This window comes from Alteraurantiacibacter buctensis, from assembly GCF_009827655.1.
GTDB lineage: Bacteria > Pseudomonadota > Alphaproteobacteria > Sphingomonadales > Sphingomonadaceae > Alteraurantiacibacter > Alteraurantiacibacter buctensis.
The window spans coordinates 854,954-873,126 of sequence record NZ_WTYV01000002.1 but is presented as its reverse complement, the minus strand read 5'-3'; the positions used below and the strand labels follow the sequence as shown (position 1 = coordinate 873,126).

Annotated in this window: 19 protein-coding genes; 11 read left to right on the top strand and 8 right to left on the bottom strand. The window is 66.4% G+C overall.

Annotated elements, in window-relative coordinates; translation table 11 throughout:
• Positions 1-5: 5 nt before the first annotated feature.
• A complete protein-coding gene (locus GRI99_RS08765) occupies positions 6-1,169 on the top strand; it encodes an alpha-hydroxy acid oxidase (RefSeq protein ID WP_202392989.1) in 1,164 nt (387 codons plus the stop codon).
• 487 nt (positions 1,170-1,656) lie between these two features.
• Here GRI99_RS08765 and GRI99_RS08760 read toward each other — a convergent pair whose 3' ends face one another.
• Positions 1,657-2,655, bottom strand: a complete 999-nt coding sequence (locus tag GRI99_RS08760; protein WP_160771705.1) for an NAD-dependent epimerase/dehydratase family protein — start codon at positions 2,653-2,655, stop codon at positions 1,657-1,659.
• 109 nt (positions 2,656-2,764) lie between these two features.
• On the opposite strand from GRI99_RS08760, the gene GRI99_RS08755 reads away from it, so the two are divergent.
• On the top strand, positions 2,765-3,733 hold the full coding sequence (locus GRI99_RS08755) for a M48 family metallopeptidase (protein ID WP_160771617.1): 969 nt from the start codon (positions 2,765-2,767) through the stop codon (positions 3,731-3,733).
• Positions 3,734-3,746: 13 nt separating this feature from the next.
• Here GRI99_RS08755 and GRI99_RS08750 read toward each other — a convergent pair whose 3' ends face one another.
• Complete coding sequence (locus GRI99_RS08750) at positions 3,747-4,250, bottom strand: flavin reductase (RefSeq protein ID WP_160771616.1); 504 nt, start codon at positions 4,248-4,250, stop codon at positions 3,747-3,749.
• Positions 4,251-4,358: 108 nt separating this feature from the next.
• Between GRI99_RS08750 and ribB the strand changes: the two genes are divergently transcribed.
• The 3 genes from ribB to GRI99_RS08735 are packed head-to-tail and all read left to right on the top strand — an operon-like array spanning position 4,359 to position 7,035.
• The gene (ribB, locus tag GRI99_RS08745) at positions 4,359-5,654 is read left to right on the top strand and encodes a 3,4-dihydroxy-2-butanone-4-phosphate synthase (protein WP_160771615.1); all 1,296 of its coding nucleotides are present in this window, start codon (positions 4,359-4,361) and stop codon (positions 5,652-5,654) included.
• Positions 5,654-6,073 (top strand): 6,7-dimethyl-8-ribityllumazine synthase, encoded by a 420-nt coding sequence (gene ribH, locus GRI99_RS08740; RefSeq protein ID WP_160771614.1) that lies wholly within the window; start codon positions 5,654-5,656, stop codon positions 6,071-6,073. Before ribB ends, ribH begins: the two co-directional genes overlap by 1 nt.
• On the top strand, positions 6,070-7,035 hold the full coding sequence (locus GRI99_RS08735) for an aldo/keto reductase (RefSeq protein WP_160771613.1): 966 nt from the start codon (positions 6,070-6,072) through the stop codon (positions 7,033-7,035). The genes ribH and GRI99_RS08735 overlap by 4 nt, the downstream gene beginning before the upstream one ends.
• Here the strand turns inward: GRI99_RS08735 and GRI99_RS08730 are convergent.
• The gene (locus GRI99_RS08730) at positions 6,999-8,576 is read right to left on the bottom strand and encodes an AbgT family transporter (RefSeq protein ID WP_160771612.1); all 1,578 of its coding nucleotides are present in this window, start codon (positions 8,574-8,576) and stop codon (positions 6,999-7,001) included. The genes GRI99_RS08735 and GRI99_RS08730 overlap by 37 nt on opposite strands.
• Positions 8,577-8,640: 64 nt before the next feature.
• On the opposite strand from GRI99_RS08730, the gene GRI99_RS08725 reads away from it, so the two are divergent.
• Entirely contained in the window at positions 8,641-8,991 is a 351-nt protein-coding gene (locus GRI99_RS08725) for a hypothetical protein (protein ID WP_237438195.1), read from the top strand.
• A 19-nt stretch (positions 8,992-9,010) separates the two neighbouring features.
• Here the strand turns inward: GRI99_RS08725 and eno are convergent, their stop codons facing one another.
• The gene (gene eno / locus GRI99_RS08720; RefSeq protein ID WP_160771611.1) at positions 9,011-10,297 is read right to left on the bottom strand and encodes a phosphopyruvate hydratase; all 1,287 of its coding nucleotides are present in this window, start codon (positions 10,295-10,297) and stop codon (positions 9,011-9,013) included.
• 204 nt (positions 10,298-10,501) lie between these two features.
• Here eno and GRI99_RS08715 point away from each other — a divergent pair, with 204 nt between their 5' ends.
• The 5 genes from GRI99_RS08715 to GRI99_RS08695 all read left to right on the top strand — a co-directional run bounded on the left by GRI99_RS08715 (position 10,502) and on the right by GRI99_RS08695 (position 12,597).
• The gene (locus tag GRI99_RS08715; protein ID WP_202392988.1) at positions 10,502-11,050 is read left to right on the top strand and encodes a hypothetical protein; all 549 of its coding nucleotides are present in this window, start codon (positions 10,502-10,504) and stop codon (positions 11,048-11,050) included.
• A 54-nt stretch (positions 11,051-11,104) separates the two neighbouring features.
• Entirely contained in the window at positions 11,105-11,461 is a 357-nt protein-coding gene (locus GRI99_RS08710; RefSeq protein WP_160771610.1) for a phage holin family protein, read from the top strand.
• 5 nt (positions 11,462-11,466) lie between these two features.
• On the top strand, positions 11,467-11,841 hold the full coding sequence (locus tag GRI99_RS08705) for a hypothetical protein (RefSeq protein ID WP_160771609.1): 375 nt from the start codon (positions 11,467-11,469) through the stop codon (positions 11,839-11,841).
• Positions 11,842-11,843: 2 nt separating this feature from the next.
• Positions 11,844-12,281, top strand: coding sequence for a hypothetical protein (locus tag GRI99_RS08700; protein ID WP_160771608.1), 438 nt, complete (start codon positions 11,844-11,846; stop codon positions 12,279-12,281).
• Between the two features lie 88 nt (positions 12,282-12,369).
• Positions 12,370-12,597 carry a DUF4170 domain-containing protein gene (locus GRI99_RS08695; protein ID WP_160771607.1) on the top strand — a complete coding sequence of 76 codons (228 nt, stop codon included), beginning with the start codon at positions 12,370-12,372 and terminating at the stop codon, positions 12,595-12,597.
• Between the two features lie 45 nt (positions 12,598-12,642).
• On the opposite strand, the gene greA is transcribed toward GRI99_RS08695, so the two are convergent.
• The 4 genes from greA to carA form a co-directional block, all read right to left on the bottom strand.
• A complete protein-coding gene (greA, locus tag GRI99_RS08690) occupies positions 12,643-13,110 on the bottom strand; it encodes a transcription elongation factor GreA (protein WP_160771606.1) in 468 nt (155 codons plus the stop codon).
• 101 nt (positions 13,111-13,211) lie between these two features.
• Positions 13,212-16,538: a carbamoyl-phosphate synthase large subunit gene (gene carB / locus GRI99_RS08685; RefSeq protein WP_160771605.1), complete on the bottom strand. Its 3,327-nt coding sequence runs from the start codon at positions 16,536-16,538 to the stop codon at positions 13,212-13,214.
• Positions 16,539-16,928 (bottom strand): hypothetical protein, encoded by a 390-nt coding sequence (locus GRI99_RS08680; RefSeq protein ID WP_160771604.1) that lies wholly within the window; start codon positions 16,926-16,928, stop codon positions 16,539-16,541. It abuts the gene before it with no gap.
• Positions 16,925-18,106, bottom strand: coding sequence for a glutamine-hydrolyzing carbamoyl-phosphate synthase small subunit (gene carA / locus GRI99_RS08675; RefSeq protein WP_160771603.1), 1,182 nt, complete (start codon positions 18,104-18,106; stop codon positions 16,925-16,927). The genes GRI99_RS08680 and carA overlap by 4 nt, the downstream gene beginning before the upstream one ends.
• Positions 18,107-18,173 lie beyond the last annotated feature (67 nt).

Genomic DNA, 18,173 nt, shown 5'->3' with positions numbered 1-18,173 from the left:
TCGGTTTGCCCGCGCCGGACCTCGGCTGCTGGAACATTGCCGACCTGCGTGAGCGCGCGCGGGCCCGCCTGCCGCGCGGCGTGTGGGAATACCTGGAACGCGGCGTGGAGGACGAAACCGGCATGGCGCGCAACCGCGCCGCGTTCGACCGGTTGCAGTTCCGCCCCCGCGTGCTGCGCGATGTCTCGGCGATCGACGTTTCGACAGAGGTGTTCGGGCGCAAGGCCGCCCTGCCGCTGGCGCTGGCCCCCACCGGCGCGGCGGGGATGATGTGGTATCAGGGCGAGGCGCACCTGGCCCGCGCTGCGGCCAAGGCGGGCCTGCCCTTCACTATCTCCAGCGCCGGAACGATGGAGCTGGAGGATATCTGCGCCCAGGGCGGCAACCAGTGGTTCCAGCTTTACCTGTGGCGCGATCGCGAGCTGTCGTACGACGTGGTCCGCCGCGCCCATGCGGCGGGGTGCGAGGCGCTGTTCGTGACGCTGGACCTGCCGGTGATGCCCAACCGCGAGTACCTGCACCGCAACGGCTATGGCATGCCGGTGAAGGCCAACCGCAAGAACGTGCCCGACATGCTGGCCCATCCCCGCTGGCTGCTGGGCGTGCTGGGCCGCTACCTGCTGCACGATGGCGCCCTGCCCACGCAATCGAACCTGCCGCAGGGCCTGCGCCAGTCGCTGGCCAAGGGCGCCAAGCCGGGGGCGCACTTCAAGCAGGATGACCTGGACCCCGAGGGTATCCGCCGCTTGCGCGACCTGTGGCCGGGCAAGCTGGTGCTGAAAGGCGTCCTCCATCCTGACGATGCGCGGCTGGCGCTGGACCTGGGGGCAGACGGGGTGGTCGTCTCCAACCACGGCGGCCGCGCGCTGGATCATTCGCTGGCGGCGATCGATGCCCTGCCCGCGATCGTCGAGGCCGTGGGCGGGCGGATGACCGTGTTCCTGGACAGCGGCGTGCGGCGCGGCAGCGACATTGTGAAGGCGCGCGCGCTGGGGGCAGACATGGTGCTGGTTGGCCGCGCGGCACTTTACGGATTGTCCGCTGGGGGTGAGGCTGGCGTGACGCGGACGCTGGACCTGCTGCGCGAAGAGGTGGTGCGGACCATGGGGATGCTGGGGGCGCGCAACTGGGATGAGGTCGGGCCGCAGGTATTGGCGGCAGGTAATTGAATTAGCGTAAGTGTGCTCCTTCCAATGGAAGGGAGCCGGGGGGCGGGTGAAAAGCCGCAAGGCACCGCTTGCGTTAGCACACCCTCACCCAACCCTCTTCCAAAAGTAGAGGGCTTTTGGGCAGAAAACACTTTCCTACAGCACCTAATTTAGTGCAGCCCGATTCGCGTCCGCAGTATCCGGCCGGTGCAGCGGATGGGCCATCCTCCGGTTCTTCGGAATGCGGAGGAAATGACCGGCGCGGGCGTCCCGGCATTATGTCGAACGTTCGCACCAGGCATGGCCGCCACGCGAGTGCTGCCCTCCGTCGCGTCAATAGCTGGAGGATGGCCGCGGGCCGGCGGCAACAAATCTCGACGCGAATGCTGAGTACCTAAACTACCCAAAAGCGTCGTCGAGTCCGGGCACAGAATGCGGCAACCCCGCGCCGGTCATTTGCTCTCATCGCCCCCCGGCAGCCCCAAGGCTGGCCGGGCCAGCGGCGCATTCACACGCGGTAGAAGCCGCGATACCAGCGCACGAAATTTGGGATGCCCACATCCACCGAGGTCGTCGGCTCATAGCCCAGGTCGCGGCGGATGGCGTCGATGTTGGCATAGGTGCGCGGCACATCACCCGGCTGCATCGGCAGCATGATCCGCTCGGCCTTGCACCCGCAGGCTTCCTCCAGCACGGCGATCACGTCCAGGAGCCGCTCGCAGCGGTGGTTGCCGATGTTGTAGATCGCGTGCGGTTTCACGCTGCCGCCCGCCTTCTCGGCCCCATCATCCGCCGGCGGATGGTCCAGCGAGGCAACCACGCCGGCCACAATATCGTCGATATAGGTGAAATCGCGCCACATCTCGCCGTGGTTGAACACCTGGATCGGCTCACCCCGCAGCACCTTTTCGGTGAACAGCCACACCATCATGTCGGGCCGCCCCCAGGGGCCATAGACGGTGAAGAACCGCAGGCCCGTCAGCGGTATGCGGTAGAGATGGGCGTAGGTCTCGCTCATCAGTTCGTCCGCCTTCTTGGTGGCGGCATAGAGTGACAGCGGGTGGTCCACCCGGTCATCCACCGAAAACGGCACCTTCTCCGCCCCGCCATAGACGGAACTGGAGCTGGCATAGACCATGTGTTCCACCTGCCGCTGGCGGGCCACCTCCAGCAGGTTGAGATGACCTGACAGGTTGGCCGCCACGTAGGCGCGCGGGTTCTCGATCGAATAGCGCACGCCGGGCTGCGCCCCCAGGTGGACGATGCGGTCGAACGACTCCCCCGCCAGCGCCGCGTCCAGCGCAAGGTGTTCGGAGAAATCCACCTGCCTGAAGGCGAACCGATCGCCACCCCCGGCCCGCACCCGGTCAAGCCGGGCCTGCTTCAGCGCCACGGGGTAATAGTCGTTCAGGCTGTCGATCCCCAGCACGCTGTCGCCCCGCGCCAGCAGCGCATCGGCCACGGCCGAGCCGATGAAACCCGCCACACCTGTCACCAGAACCCGCATCATCGCTCCATCGCTTGTTGCCGCCGCCATACCGCGCAACAGGTTACCGCGCCATCAAGGACAAGCTTGGGCGCTTGATCGGGCGCGCCGCAATCCCCACAAGGCAGCCATGATCCGCCGCCTTGCCCCGATCCTGCTGCTGCTCGCGGCCCTGCCCGCGACTGTTTCCGTGCTGGCGCAGGACCAGGGCCTCGACAGTGCCGACCGCCGCCTGGCCCAGGTGGCCGAGCGGTTGCAGGCCGCCAACGTGGCACTGTGCCGCCAGCACATGCCGTTGACCGGGCTGATCCTGTTCAGCGCCGACCAGTATGGTCGGCCCGATCCGGTGCGCTTTGCCGATGGCCCGCTGGCGGTGGCGCAGGTGCTGCCCGGCTCCCCCGCCCACGCCGCCGGGATACAGGCCAACGACGCCATCGTGGCGATCGACGGACAGGCGGTGGCCGCGCTTGAGCCCGAGCAGGACCATCCCCTGCGTGATGCCGCCTTTGCCCGCCTCGCCGATAGCGGGCCCGGCCGCCCGCTGGAACTGGGCCTGCGCCGTGCTGGCCAGGATATCACCGCCACGCTGACCCCGCCCCCCGGCTGCCGCGCGCTGGTGGAGGTGATGGCGGGTGCGGACGGTATCGCCCGCTCCGATGGTCGGGTGATCCAGATAAGCTGGCGCTTCGTGGCGCAGTGGACCGACGAGGAACTGGCCGCGATCGTCGCGCATGAGCTGGCCCACAGCGTGCTGGAACACCGCCGCCGGCTGGAAGCAGCGGGCGTGAAGACCGGCTTTCTGGGCGAATTCGGCCGCAACCGCCGCCTGCGCCGCCAGGTGGAGAGCGAGGCTGACCTGCTCTCGGTCCACCTGCTGGCCAATGCCGGCCTGGATCCATACCTTGCCCCGCGCTTCTGGCGGTCCGAGGCGGGGCAGAGGATGGATGCGGGAGTCCTGCGCAGCGGCGCCTATTCCGCCCCTCGCCAGCGCGCCGCCGCGATGGAGGCCGAGATTGCCGCGCACCTGCAGGGAAAGCCCCTGCCCTCGCGCGCGGACCACCTGCTGGCCGGGCGCGAGGTGCCCTACACGGAGCGCTGATTACTGGCGTGGACTACTGCCGGGGCGCTTCGCTGATATCGATGTAGTGCCGGTCGAAATAGGTCAGCGGCTTGGCGTCGATCCGGTGCTGCGCGGCCACCAGCGTGCCGATGACAACGGTATGGGTGCCGAATTCGTGGCTGCCCGCCGTGGTGCAGACGAAGCTGGACTGGGCCGAGGCCAGAACCGGAACGCCATGCACATCCTCCCAGTCGCCCAGCGCGAACCGGTCCGGTGTGGCGGCCATGAAATGTTCGGCCACGTCACGGTTGCCGGCGGCCAGCACGTTGACCGCGAACCGCTCCGCCCGCAGCAAAGGATCGTGCAGCGAGGCGGTGCGGTTGATGCACACCAGCAAGGACGGCGGGTCGAAGCTGAGCGAGCTGACCGCAGTGGCCAGGATGCCGAAGGGCTGCCCCCCGTCGCGCGTGGTTACGGCATAGACCGTGGCCGCCACGTGGCGCATGGCGTTGCGGAAGGCGAGCAGCAGCTCTTCATGGGTCTGGGATTCGCTCACGCGCCCGTCTTTGCGGCAAAGCCCCGCCACCGCAAGGGGCAAGGTCTGAATGTAGCAATGTGATGGACACACCTTGCCATCACATTATGATGTGATATTGCGCGCACCATGCTAGACGATACCATCGCCAAGGTCCGCGACCTTGTGAACTCCGGCAAGATGACCCGCACCGGCCTCGCCCGCGCTGCGGGGCTGCACCTCAACACCCTGCGCGATTGCGCCCTGCCGGACTGGAACCCCACGGCGGAAACCCTGGCCAAGCTGGCCGGGTTCATCGCCAGCAACGATGACACCCCCGTGCTGGTGGGGATCGAGGAGATCATCGACGAGGCGCGTAACGGCCGCATGTTCATCCTGGTGGATGACGAGGACCGCGAGAACGAAGGTGACTTGATCATCCCCGCACAGATGGCCACGCCCGATGCCATCAACTTCATGGCCACCCACGGCCGCGGCCTGATCTGCCTGGCGCTCACCAAGCAGCGGGTCGACACGCTGGGCCTGGACCTGATGAGCCGCAAGAACCGCACCCGCCACGAAACCGCCTTCACCGTGGCGATCGAGGCGCGCGAGGGGGTGACCACCGGAATCAGCGCGGCCGACCGGGCACGCACCGTCTCGGTGGCCATCGATGCCAGCAAGGGGGCGGACGATATCGTCACCCCCGGCCACGTGTTCCCGCTGGTGGCGCGCGAAGGCGGCGTGCTGGTGCGCGCCGGGCACACCGAAGCGGCGGTGGACATCAGCCGCCTGGCCGGCCTCAACCCTTCCGGCGTGATCTGCGAGATCATGAACGAGGACGGCAGCATGGCCCGCTTTGCCGACCTGGTGCAGTTCGGCCGCAAGCACGGCCTGAAGATCGGCACCATCCGCGACCTCATCGCCTATCGCCGCCAGCACGACCACCTGGTGGAAAAGCGCGAGGAAGCCCGCTTCCGCAGTCACTGGGGCGGTGACTGGCGGGCGATCAGCTTCTGGAACAAGGCGACGAAAAGCGAGACGATGGCGCTGGTGAAGGGCCATATCGACCCGGCCCGCCCCACGCTGGTGCGGATGCATTCGCTGTCGATGTTCGAGGACATCTATGCGCAGGATACTGAGCGCCACGGCCTGCTGGAAAAGTCGATGCGGATCATCGGCCAGGAAGGTGCGGGCGTGGTGGTGCTGATCAGCCGCCCCGGTGCGGACTATGCCAGCCGCGCGGTCCGCTCGCTCTCGGCCCCCGCCCCCGGCGCCTCCGACGAACCGAGCGAGCAGCGCGACTATGGCGTGGGCGCACAGATCCTGGCCGAGCTGGGCGTGCGCGACATGATCCTGCTGACCAATACCCATCATTCGCTTGTCGGGCTGGAGGGCTATGGCCTGTCCATCGTGGGCGAGCGCGCCATCGAAGGAGTGCAGTAATGGCCCGGTTCCTGATCGTCGAAGCTCGCTTCTACGACCACCTCAACGACATGCTCATCGCCGGGGCCAGGGCCGCGCTGAAAGAGGCGGGCCACAAGGTCGAGGTGCTGACCGTGCCCGGCGCGCTGGAAGTCCCCGGCGCGATCGCGCTGGCGTCTGAAAGCGGCGAGTATGACGGCTATGTCGCGCTGGGCGTGGTAATCCGCGGCGAGACCTATCACTTCGAGATCGTGGCCGGCGAAAGCGCGCGCGGGATCATGGCGCTGACGATGGATGGCCTCGCCATCGGCAACGGCATCCTCACCACCGAGAACGAGGCGCAGGCAATCTATCGGGCCGATCCGGCACAGGCTAACAAGGGTGCCGGTGCTGCCCGGGCGGCGATGGCGCTGCTGGCCCTCAGGGAGAAGTACGCGTGACCAGTCATCCAGCTCTCGCCGGCATTCCCCTGGTCCTTGGCGGCAACGTCTTCGGCTGGACCGCCCACGGCGACGAGGGGCTGGCCGTGCTCGACGCCTTCTATGAGGCAGGCGGGCGGATGATCGACACGGCAGACGTCTATTCCGCGTGGATTCCCGGCCACCAGGGCGGCGAATCGGAGAGCTTCATCGGCCAGTGGCTGGCCTCGCGCGGGGTGCGCGAAGAGATGCGCATCCACACCAAGACCGGCATGTTGCCTCGCGGCGGCGGCCAGCACAGCTTCGGCGCGGACGGCGATCCCACGCTCTATGAACCGGCCGAAGTGCTGGTTTCGCTGCAGGCTTCGCTCGACCGGCTGCAGACCGATTATATCGATCTCTACTATGCCCACCGCGACTATCCGCAGGTGTCGCCTGCGCAGATAGCCGAGGCGTTTCACGGCCCTGTCGCGAACGGCCAGGTGCGCGAGATCGGCGCCTCCAACTTCACGGCGGAACGGCTGGCAGAGGTGATCGCGGCAGCCGAGGCCGCGGGGCGGACGCCGTTCACGGTGCTGCAGAACCAGTATAACCTGGTGGCGCGCGCAGATTATGGCGCAGACCTGCAGGCCTTCTGCGTGGCGCGCGGAATAGCCATGCTGCCGTTCTTCGGCCTCGCTTCGGGCTACCTCACCGGCAAGTATCGCAAGCCGGAGGACTTTACCCACGGCAACCGCAGCCATCGGGTGAAGGACTTCGACGAGGCCGGCCGCCCGGTGCTGGCGGAAATGGACCGCATAGCTGCCGAGACCGGGGCCAGCCTGCCTGCCATCGCGCTGGCCTGGCTAGTGCGCCAGCCCGGCATCCCCGCCCCCATCGCCAGCGCCCGCACGGTGGAACAGCTGGAAGCGATGCTGGAATTCACCCGGCTCGACCTGGCGGAGGATCAGTTGGCCCGGCTGACCGCCGCCGGCAACTCATAACCCACGCTCGCCCCCGGCCCGGGCGGCAGGTCCAGCGCCACCCAGCCGGCAGTGATCGCCATGCCAGCCAGGTAGAACACGACGGCCAGCGGCAGGGTGGCAGCCAGCAGCGTGCCCATCCGCATCTGCGGCAGGTAGCGCTGGCAGAACAGCAGGGTCATCACGAAATACGGGTTGAGCGGGCTGATCAGGTTGGTCACCGTATCGCCCACGCGATAGGCGGCGGTCGTCATCTCGGGCGACACGTCCAGCAGCATCAGCATGGGCACGGCCACCGGGGCCATCGCGGTCCACTTGGCGCTGCCGCTGGCGATCAGGAAATCGAGCCAGGCCGAAGCCGTGGTCAGGATCGGCAGCATCAGTGCCGTCGGCGCGCCCGATTCGCGCAGCAGGCCCGCACCGGCGATCGCGGTGATCGGCCCCAGGTTGGACCAGCCGAACATGGCCACGAAGTGCGAGGCGAAGAAGATCAGCACCAGGTAGGGCAGCATCGGCGTAAGGCCAGTGGCCATCTTGGCGATCACGTCACGATGGCCGGTAATCGTGCCCGCCGCGCGGCCATAGGCCCAGCCAGCCCCCAGCATCAGCGCGAAGAGGATCCCCACCAGCGCACCAAATAACGGGCGCAGCGGCACGTCGGCGTCACCGGCATGGTCGTACAGCGGGCTGAACCCCGGGAACACCATCAGCGAAGCTACTGCCAGCGCCACCAGCAGGGCCACGATCCCTGCCGCGCGCAGGCCGCGCCGCTCGGTTGCGGACAGGCTTGCGTCCACCACCGGAGTGGGAATGCTACTACCCTGCCACGATGGCAGGCGCGGAGCCACGATCTTCACCGCCACCAGCCAGCCGGTCAGCACGTTGGCGGCGGCGATGGCCAGCAGGAACCACCAATTGCCCAGCGGATTCATCGACCAGTCCGGCACCAGCAGTTGCGCGCCGGTCTGCGTGACACCGAAAATCAGCACGTCGTACTGGCCGGGCAGCAGGTTGCCGGCAAGGCCCGTGCAACACCCGGCAAAGCCCAGCACCAGGCCCAGCAGCGGGTTGCGCCCGGCGCTGGCGAACAGCATTCCCGCCAGCGGGATGAAGATGATGAACCCGGCATCGCCCACATGGCTGGACAGCATCCCGATCAGGATCACCGATGGCACCAGCAGGCGCTGGTTCACGCCCCCCATCGCCTTCTTCAGCAGGGCGGCGAACAGGCCCGCCTGCTCAGCCACGCCCGCGCCCAGCAGCAGCACCAGCACCATGCCCAGCGGGGCAAAACCGGTGTAGGTTCGGGGCATTTCCGACAGCAGCTGGCGCAGCAAGTCTTGCGAGAGCAGGCTCTTCACCGCCAGCTCTTCACCGGTAACCGGATGGACCGCGCTCCAGCCTAGCGCCGAACCGATTACCGAGACGGCAACCAGCACGCCGATCATCGCCACGAAGATCGCCACCGGATCGGGCAGGCGGTTGCCCATCCGCTCCACCCAGTTCAGAAAGCCGCGGCCGGTTTCGGCCGAACCTCCCGCCTTATCAACCGCTGCGTCCATGCCCCCAAGCCCCCGCGATGTCCCCGGCGGGAGTGTGCGGCGCACAGCGCCACTTGGCAAGCGAATGGGAACCGCGCCCGCCCTGCTGCGCTGTCAGGCGATGGATGGACCCCTGGAATGGATCGCAGCGCTGGGCACCATGCTGGCCGCCGGACTTATCGCCGCAGACTTGGGCCGCAAGGCCACCGGCTGGGGCTTCGTGCTGTTCTGCGCGGTATCGCTGACCTGGATCGTCTCGGGCCTCACCAGCGGATCCACGCCGATCGCCGCGATGAACGCGGTGCTGCTGCTGATCAACGCCTGGGGCGTGTGGCAATACCTGCTGAGCCGCAAGAACCGCCGCGTGATGGAGCGGCTGGAGCCTGTGGCCGAGCAGGTCGAACGCGAGGTAGAGCGGGAAATGGAGCGGGAGTGACCCGCCCCAGCCCGTAAGCTCAGCGGCTCAGGCGACCGAAGCAGCCGCGCCCGGCATAGACCGCGCTGTCGCCCAGTTCTTCCTCGATGCGGATAAGCTGGTTGTACTTGGCCAGCCGGTCCGAGCGCGCGAGGCTGCCGGTCTTGATCTGGCCGCAGTTGGTGGCCACCGCCAGGTCGGCAATGGTGGCATCCTCGGTTTCGCCCGAACGGTGGCTCATCACGCTGGTATAGCCCGCACGGTGCGCCACATCGACCGCCTGCAGCGTTTCCGACAGGCTGCCGATCTGGTTGACCTTGACCAGCAGCGAATTGGCCAGCCCCTTCTCGATGCCCATCTTCAGGCGGGCCGGGTTGGTCACGAACAGGTCATCACCCACCAGTTGCACCTTGTCGCCGATGGCATCGGTGAGCGCCTTCCAGCCCTCGAAATCGTCCTCGCTCATGCCGTCCTCGATGGTCATGATGGGATAGGCGCGGGTCAGGTCGGCCAGGTATTCGGCCATCTGGGCGGGGCTGAGAGACAGCCCCTCGCCGCTGATCTCGTACTTTCCGGCCTTGAAGAACTCGGTGGCGGCGCAATCCAGCCCCAGCACCATGTCGTCACCCGGCTTGAACCCGGCCTTCTCGATGCTGGCCATGATGAAATCCAGCGCATCGCGCGTGCTGGCAAGGTTCGGGGCAAAGCCGCCCTCGTCCCCCACGGCGGTGGCCAGGCCCTTTTCGTGCAGGCCCTTCTTCAGCGTGTGGAACACCTCGGCGCCCCAGCGCACGGCTTCCGCCAGAGTGGGCGCGCCCACCGGCATGATCATGAATTCCTGGAAGTCGATCGGGTTGTCGGCATGTTCACCGCCGTTGATGATGTTCATCATCGGCACCGGCAGCACGTGGGCCGATACCCCGCCGACATAGGCATAGAGCGGCAGGCCGCGGGCATTGGCTGCCGCCTTGGCCACGGCCAGGCTGGTCCCCAGAATGGCGTTGGCGCCAAGGTTGGCCTTGTTGGGCGAGCCGTCCAGCTCGATCATCACCTGGTCGATGAACCGCTGGTCCTCGGCATCAAGGTCGATCAGCGCCTCGGCAATCGGGCCGTTGACCGCGTCCACCGCCTTCAGCACGCCCTTGCCAAGGTAACGGCTCTTGTCGCCATCGCGCAGTTCAACCGCCTCGTGCGCGCCCGTGCTGGCGCCGCTGGGCACGGCCGCACGGCCGAAGCTGCCGTCTTCCAGCAGCACGTCCACCTCCACCGTGGGATTGCCCCGGCTGTCGAGGATTTCGCGGCCGTGGATGTCGAGGATCGCGGTCATGCAAGGGCTCCTGAAAGTGCGCCGGAAGGCGGCGTTGAAAACGGCAGGGGGTGTCCCATATCGGCTGTGGCTGCCTCCTATTCCGGGGAACGGCAGGGTGCAAGCGACGTTGAGCTATTCGAATGCCTGCGGTAACTATGCCACAGGATCGCTGGTTCTTCCGGCCGCCCGAGAGGCGGCGTGACGATTGAAAGGGGTTTATTCATGGCTACCAAGACCACCAAGGCCGGCGCTGCGAAAACAGCGGGCGAAGTTGCTCCGGTGACTGCGGCCACGACCAGCTCGACCAGCCCGGAAGCGCCCGTTACCTCGTCAGAGGCGCGCTCGCGCTTCAACGCCGCGCTGGAGGAAGCCCGCGCCGGGGCCGTGGCCCTGCGCGCCGATGCCCGCCAGCGCGCCTCCACCTATGCCGACGAGGCATTGGCCCGGGGCGAGGATTGGGCTGCCGAGGCCAAGGTGAAGGTGGCGGAGCTGGCCGTTGAGGGCAAAAACAAGGCCGGGGAAGCGCTCGGCTCGCTCGCCCGCGTGGTGGACGACAACACCGCCGTGATCGACGAGAAGCTGGGCCAGAAGTACGGCGACTATGCCCGCACCGCCTCGCAGAAGCTGCGCGGCGCCGGCACCACCCTGCAGGATCGCAGCGTCGACGAACTGACCGAGGACGCGCGCCAGTTCGTGCGCGAAAATCCGGGCAAGGCCATCGGGCTGGCGGCCCTTGCCGGCTTCCTGATCTCGCGCCTCCTGCGCCGGTAAGCCCCCTTGACGGGGGAACAGCATAGTGCCGCACCGGCGCCCGACGCGGCGCCGGTGACGGATGAGAGCGAGGCGGCGCGCCGCTCGCTGCTGGGTGATGTGGAAGACCTGCTGGTCGACGCGCGCATCTGGTTCGATGCCGAAGTAGCCTATCAGAAGACCCGGGCCGGATTTGTCGCTGCCTCGCTGAAGCAGGCCATCGCACTTTTGGTCGTGGCGGCAGTGCTGGCGCTGGTGGCCCTGATAGGCCTGACGGTGGGGCTGATCATTTCTCTGATGCCCCTTTTGGGTGCCTTGGGATCGACCCTGCTGGTCACCGCCGCCCTGTTGCTGGTGGCACTGCTAATCACCCGTTCCGCCGCAGGCCGCTGGCGCGATGCAGCCGGCGCGATCAGGGAAAGCGAAGAGTAGAGCCAATGTCGCCGATGAAACGCCGCCTGATAGAAGACCGCGCCATGCGTGATGAAGCGCGCGGCGTTGTCAGGGCGCAGGTCGCCTGGTTCAAGGCCGGTGCCGGAGAGCCCGGCTTTGCCAACCACGTGATTGCCACCGCAAGCGATTATGCCCACACCGTGGCCGATGGTGCCGCCGAATTCGTGCACGACAACAAGGGCAAGCTGTCCGGCGGCGTGGCCGTGGCCGCGCTGGGCCTGGCCGCCTTCCTGTTCCGCGACCGGCTGGGCGACCTGGTGCAGGGCATGATCGACGGGCTGACCGGCGACGACGAGACCGACGGGGCGGACGAAGACGGCGCGGACGAAACAGCAATTCGAACAGAACAGGAAACCTGACCATGGAAGAGACCACCGCCGACAAGCGCCAGGAAATCAAGGACCGCATCGCCGCCGCGCAGGAACGACAGGCCGAGCGCGCCAACAGCCTGATGAAGACCATCGGTGAAAAGGCCGCCGTCGCCCGTGACGAGGTGGCCGATTTTGCCAAGCAGCATCCGGTGGCCACGGTGGCCGGCGGCCTGGCGCTGGGCGTGCTGATCAGCGCCCTGTTCAAGAACTCGCCCACCCGCCGCGCCGGCCGCTATGCCGGGGAACGGGCCGCCGGCCTCGCCGCCGTGGGCAGCGAAGTGGCCGCCTCGCTCCTCAGCCAGGTGCTGGAGACCACGGCCACGGCGCGCAAGGCCGGAGCCGAGAAGCTGGACGAAGCGGCTGACAGCACCCGGGATGCCGCGCGCCAGATCGGCCGCGCCATCACGCGCAGTTTTACCCGCGGCTGATTGCCCGCTACGCCCTTTTCGCACTTGCAGCGGGTGGCGGTTTCAGCAATTTGCGGAAGAAACCGGTGCAGCCAAGAAGGGAATATCGATGGCCCAGCAACTCCTCCACCTCGTCATGGGCGGCAAGGTGGTCGACACCACTGGTGTCGAATTCCAGGACCTGAAGGATATCCACGTCGTAGGCTTCTACGCCAGCTATGCCGAGGCCGAGGAGGCCTGGCGCGGCTGGGCCCAGCGCACGGTGGACGATGCCGAAATGAAATACGTGATCGTGCACCTGCACAAGCTGCTGGAGCCGTCACTGGCCGGCAACTGAGGGTTCCGGGGCAGCCGGCGGGATTACCCGGCGGCTGCCGGAAACTCAGATGAACTCGACCTTCTCGATCAGGTAGGACCGGTCGCCAGAAGGCACGGTAACCTCAACCTCATCACCCAGCGAGCGGCCGATCAGGGCACGGCCCAGCGGGCTGTCATACGAGATGCGGCCGTTCTTGGCGTCGCTCTCGGCCTGGCCGACGATCTGGTAGCGGTGCTCCTTGTCGTCCTCGTCCAGCACGGTCACCGTGGCGCCGAACACCACCCGGTCGCCCGAAAGCGTGGTGGGATCGATGATCTGCGCGCGGCTGACCTTGTCTTCCAGCTCGGCAATCTGCGCTTCCACCTGGCCCTGGCGTTCCTTGGCGGCGTGGTACTCGGCATTTTCGGACAGGTCGCCATGCGCGCGCGCTTCCTCGATCGCGTCGACGATCTTGGGGCGTTCCTTGCGCAGGGCATTCAGATCGGCAGTCAGCTTTTCATAGCCTTCCGCCAGCATGGGCACTCGTTCCATAGCATTCCCTGTCTTGACCCGGCCACCTTGTCAGAAACGCCGCGCCCCCGCGCTGTGCGGTGGCTTGTGGCGCCTGTCGATGTCGGGGGAGCGAAATCGGTTCAGTCGTTATAATAGTCCTGCATTGCGCGAACCGCAAGGTCAGCCGCCCGGACCGTAATGATCGCCTGCGCCACCGCCGCCGCCGCCGAGGCCGTGGTGTAGTAAGGCACCTTGCCGGTCAGCGCCGTTGCGCGGATCGATTGGCTGTCCTTGTGGCTCTGCCAGCCTTCGGTGGTGTTGAAGATCAGGGCGATATCCCCGTCAACGATCATGTCCACGATATGGCGGCGGCCTTCGGCGACCTTGTTCACGCGGTCCACGATCACGCCGGCATCGGCCAGGTACTTGGCGGTGCCGCCGGTGGCCACCACCTTGAAACCGTGGGCGGCAAGCTGCTTCACCGGCTCAAGGATATGCACCTTGTCACTATCTTTGACCGAGACGAACAAGGTGCCACTTTCGGGCAACTGAGTCCCCTCGGCGATCTGCGACTTGGCGTAGGCAGTGGCGAAGTTGCGGTCGATGCCCATCACTTCGCCGGTGCTCTTCATTTCCGGCGTCAGCACGGGATCGCTGCCGGGGAAACGGGCGAAGGGGAACACGGCCTCCTTCACCGCCATATAGGGCAGGTCACGCTTGAACGGCGGGAAGGTGGACAGCTTCTCGCCCGCCATCACCCGGCTGGCGATCTTGGCCACCGGCTGGCCGATGGCCTTGGCGACGAAGGGCACGGTGCGGCTGGCGCGCGGGTTCACCTCGATCAGGTAAACCTCGCCGTCCTTCACCGCGAACTGCACGTTCATCAGCCCGCGCACGCCAAGGCCGTTGGCCAGCGCCTCGGCCTGGCGTTCCATCTCGGCCACAATCTCTGCCGGCAGGCTGTAGGGCGGCAGGGTGCAGGCCGAATCGCCGGAGTGGATGCCGGCTTCCTCGATGTGCTGCATGACGCCAGCCACCACCACCTGCTCGCCATCGCACAGCGCGTCCACGTCGCACTCGATGGCATCGCGCAGGTACTGGTCCACCAGCACCGGGCTGTCACCCGACACGTTGACCGCCGTGGCGATGTAGTTGTCGAGCTGCGCTTCGCTGTCGACGATCTCCATTGCGCGGCCACCCAGCACATAGCTGGGGCGCAGCAGCACCGGATAGCCGATGCGCGCGGCCACTGCGGCGGCCTCGTCACGGCTGCGGGCGATGCCGTTCTTCGGCTGCTTCAGGCCCAGCTTGTTGACCAGCTTGGCAAACCGCTCGCGGTCCTCGGCAAGGTCAATGGCATCGGGGCTGGTGCCCAGGATCGGGATGCCCGCTTCCTCCAGCGCGTTGGCCAGCTTCAGCGGGGTCTGCCCGCCGAACTGCACGATCACGCCCAGCACGGTGCCGCGCGACACCTCGACGCGCAGGATCTCCAGCACATCTTCCTCGGTCAGCGGCTCGAAATACAGGCGGTCGCTGGTGTCATAGTCGGTGCTGACCGTCTCCGGGTTGCAGTTGACCATGATCGTCTCATAGCCGGCCTCGGCCAGCGCGAAGCAGGCGTGGACGCAGCAATAGTCGAACTCGATGCCTTGCCCGATGCGGTTGGGGCCGCCACCCAGGATCACCACCTTGGTGCGGTCGCTGGGCATCGCCTCGTCCTCGGCCACGCCGAAGCTGGGCGCTTCGTAAGTCGAGTACATGTAGGGCGTGATCGCCTCGAACTCCGCCGCGCAGCTGTCGATGCGCTTGAACACCGGGAACACGCCCAGCTTGTGGCGCAGTTCGCGCACTTCCTGCTCGCTGGTAGCCCCGGCCATGGCGCGCAGGGCGTCGTGCAGCAGGCCGGACCGCTTGGCCTGCGTTTCCGCAAGACCACCCGCCACACCCACGGAGCGCACGGCCAGCGTTGCCAGGCGCTTGTCGGAGAAGCCCATCGCCTTGAGGCGGCGCAGGCCCGCCGCATCGTTCGGCAGCCCCTCCTCGCCCAGCTTGCGCTCCTCGTCGATAATCTCGCAGATGTGGCGCAGGAACCACTTGTCATAGTGGGTGATGGCGTGGATCTCGTCCACGGTGAACCCTTCGCGGAAGGCCTGGCCCACTTTCAGCAGCCGGTCCGGCGTGGCCTTGCTGAGCGCGGCGGTGATCACGTCGCGCTGGGCGCCCTCCAGCTCCAGCACGCGGTTGAACCCGTCCAGGCCCGTCTCCAGCCCGCGCAGGGCCTTCTGCAGCGATTCCTTGAAGTTGCGGCCGATGGCCATGACCTCGCCGACCGACTTCATCGCGGTGGACAGCAGCGGCTCGGCGCCCTTGAACTTCTCGAAGGCAAAGCGCGGGATCTTGGTGACCACATAATCGATGGTCGGCTCGAAGCTGGCCGGGGTGGCCCCGGTGATCTCGTTGGTGATCTCGTCCAGCGTATAGCCAACGGCCAGCTTGGCCGCGACGCGGGCGATGGGGAAGCCGGTGGCCTTGGAAGCGAGCGCGGAAGACCGCGACACGCGCGGGTTCATCTCGATCACGATCAGGCGGCCATCATTGGGGTTGACCGCAAACTGCACGTTGGAACCGCCCGTCTCCACGCCGATCTCGCGCAGCACCGCGATGCTGGCGTTGCGCATGATCTGGTATTCCTTGTCGGTCAGCGTCAGCGCCGGAGCGACGGTGATGGAATCGCCGGTGTGGACACCCATCGGATCGACGTTTTCGATCGAGCAGACGATGATGCAGTTGTCCTTGCGATCGCGGACCACTTCCATCTCGAACTCTTTCCAGCCGAGCAGCGATTCCTCGATCAGCACCTCGGTGGTGGGGCTGGCATCCAGGCCGCTGCGGACGATGTGCTCGAACTCGGCCTTGTTATAGGCCACGCCGCCGCCGGTGCCGCCAAGCGTGAAGCTGGGGCGGATGATGCTGGGCAGGCCGGTGCGCTCAAGGATCTCGTAGGCTTCCTCCAGCGTATGGGCCACGCCGCTGCGGGCGCTCTCCAGCCCGATCTTGTCCATCGCCTGGCGGAACCGCTGGCGGTTCTCGGCCTTGTCGATGGCATCGGCCTTGGCGCCGATCATCTCCACGCCGTACTTGGCGAGGACGCCCATCTCCTCCAGCTTCAGCGCGCAGTTGAGCGCGGTCTGCCCGCCCATCGTGGGCAGCAGCGCATCGGGCCGCTCCTTCTCGATGATCTTGGCCACGATATCGGGCGTGATCGGCTCGATATAGGTGGCGTCGGCAAATTCCGGATCGGTCATGATCGTGGCGGGGTTGGAGTTGACCAGGATCACCCGGTAACCCTCCTCCCTTAGCGCCTTGATCGCCTGCGTGCCGGAATAGTCGAACTCGCACGCCTGGCCGATGATGATCGGGCCGGCGCCAATGACGAGGATCGAGGAGATGTCAGTGCGTTTGGGCATTTATGCCTGTCCAAAATATTTCGTTGCGAGGATGCCCAGGATTACACCGAGGCCAATCTTGAAAATGTCCCAAGCGCCTTTGCCAAGGGGAAGTGAGCTAATGCGCTCCCTGATAGTCAACGGTCGTCTAGCCTTCCGAATTTCAACGGCTCGCGAAAGTCCGGCGCCGTTGATCAAAAATTTCGGATCTGAAAGAGTTGAGCAGTTTTTCCCATATCCTAGACTTTCAAGATCTGCGGGTAATGAATTTATCCAAGAGTGATGCTCTGCGAGTCCTAGGCTCTTGCACAATGTGTAAAGGACCACCGGCCTGACTCGCTCATCCGATTGAGCATCAGCAATCGCGACGATCAAAGTGTCGCGAAAGTGCTGATAATCCATCGCGCTCACCCCAACATCCCCACAAACTTTTCAAACAAGTAGAAGCTGTCCTGCGGCCCCGGGCTGGCTTCCGGGTGGTACTGCACCCCGAAGGCCTTCCTGCCGCTGATCGAAATGCCGCAGTTGCTGCCATCGAACAGCGAGCGGTGCGTCTCGATCACGTTGTCCGGCAAAGTCGCCGCATCCACCGCGAAGCCGTGGTTCATGCTGGTGATCTCCACCAGCCCCTCGGTTGCGCCCCAGTTGCCGCCCACGCGCTGGACCGGGTGGTTCGCGCCGCGGTGGCCCTGGTGCATCTTGGTGGTCTTGCCGCCCGCCGCCAGCGCCAGCATCTGGTGGCCCAGGCAGATGCCGAACAGCGGCATGTCCATGTCCAGCAGCGCCTTGATCACCGGCACGGCATATTCGCCCGTGGCCGCCGGATCGCCGGGGCCGTTGGACAGGAACACGCCATCGGGCTTCAGCGCCAGGATTTCCTCCAGCGATGTCCTGGCCGGCACCACCGTCACCTTCGCCCCCGCCTTCACCAGGTTGCGGAAGATGTTGTCCTTGGCGCCATAGTCGATCGCCACCACGTGCGGGCGGGCGTCGAAAGCCGCGCGGCCATAGCCGTGGCCCAGCTTCCACGAGCCGCCTTCCCAATTGTGGTGCTTGGTGCGGGTCACGCGCTGGGCCAGGTCCATGCCTTCCAGCCCCGGCCATTCCATCGCCCGCTGCAGCAGCGCGTCGAGATCGAACTTGCCCGAAGGCTCATGCGCGATCACCGCGTTGGGGGCGCCGGACTGGCGGATGCGGCGGGTCAGCGCGCGGGTGTCGATGCCGGAAAGGCCGATCTTCCCGTTGTCCTTCATCCATTCCACGTATTCACGCTCGGCCCGGAAGTTGGACTGCCGGGTCACTTCCTCGCGCACAACGCAGCCCACCGCGCCTTCCACCGCGCTTTCCACGTCCTCGGCATTGGTGCCCACGTTGCCGATGTGCGGGAAGGTGAAGGTGACGATCTGCGCGGCGTAGGAGGGATCGGTCATCACCTCCTGGTAGCCGGTCATCGCGGTGTTGAAGCACACCTCGCCCACGGCGGAGCCGGTGGCGCCAAAGCCCTTGCCCCAGACAATCGTTCCGTCGGCGAGTACGAGGACTCCCGTCGCGCCTTTTGGTTGCGCAGACGTAGAGGCGGTGTCGGCCATGGGGGGCGCTCCGTTACAAGGGTTTCCAGCGATGCGTGCTAAGTCCCAGCCGCTAGAGACGCGGACC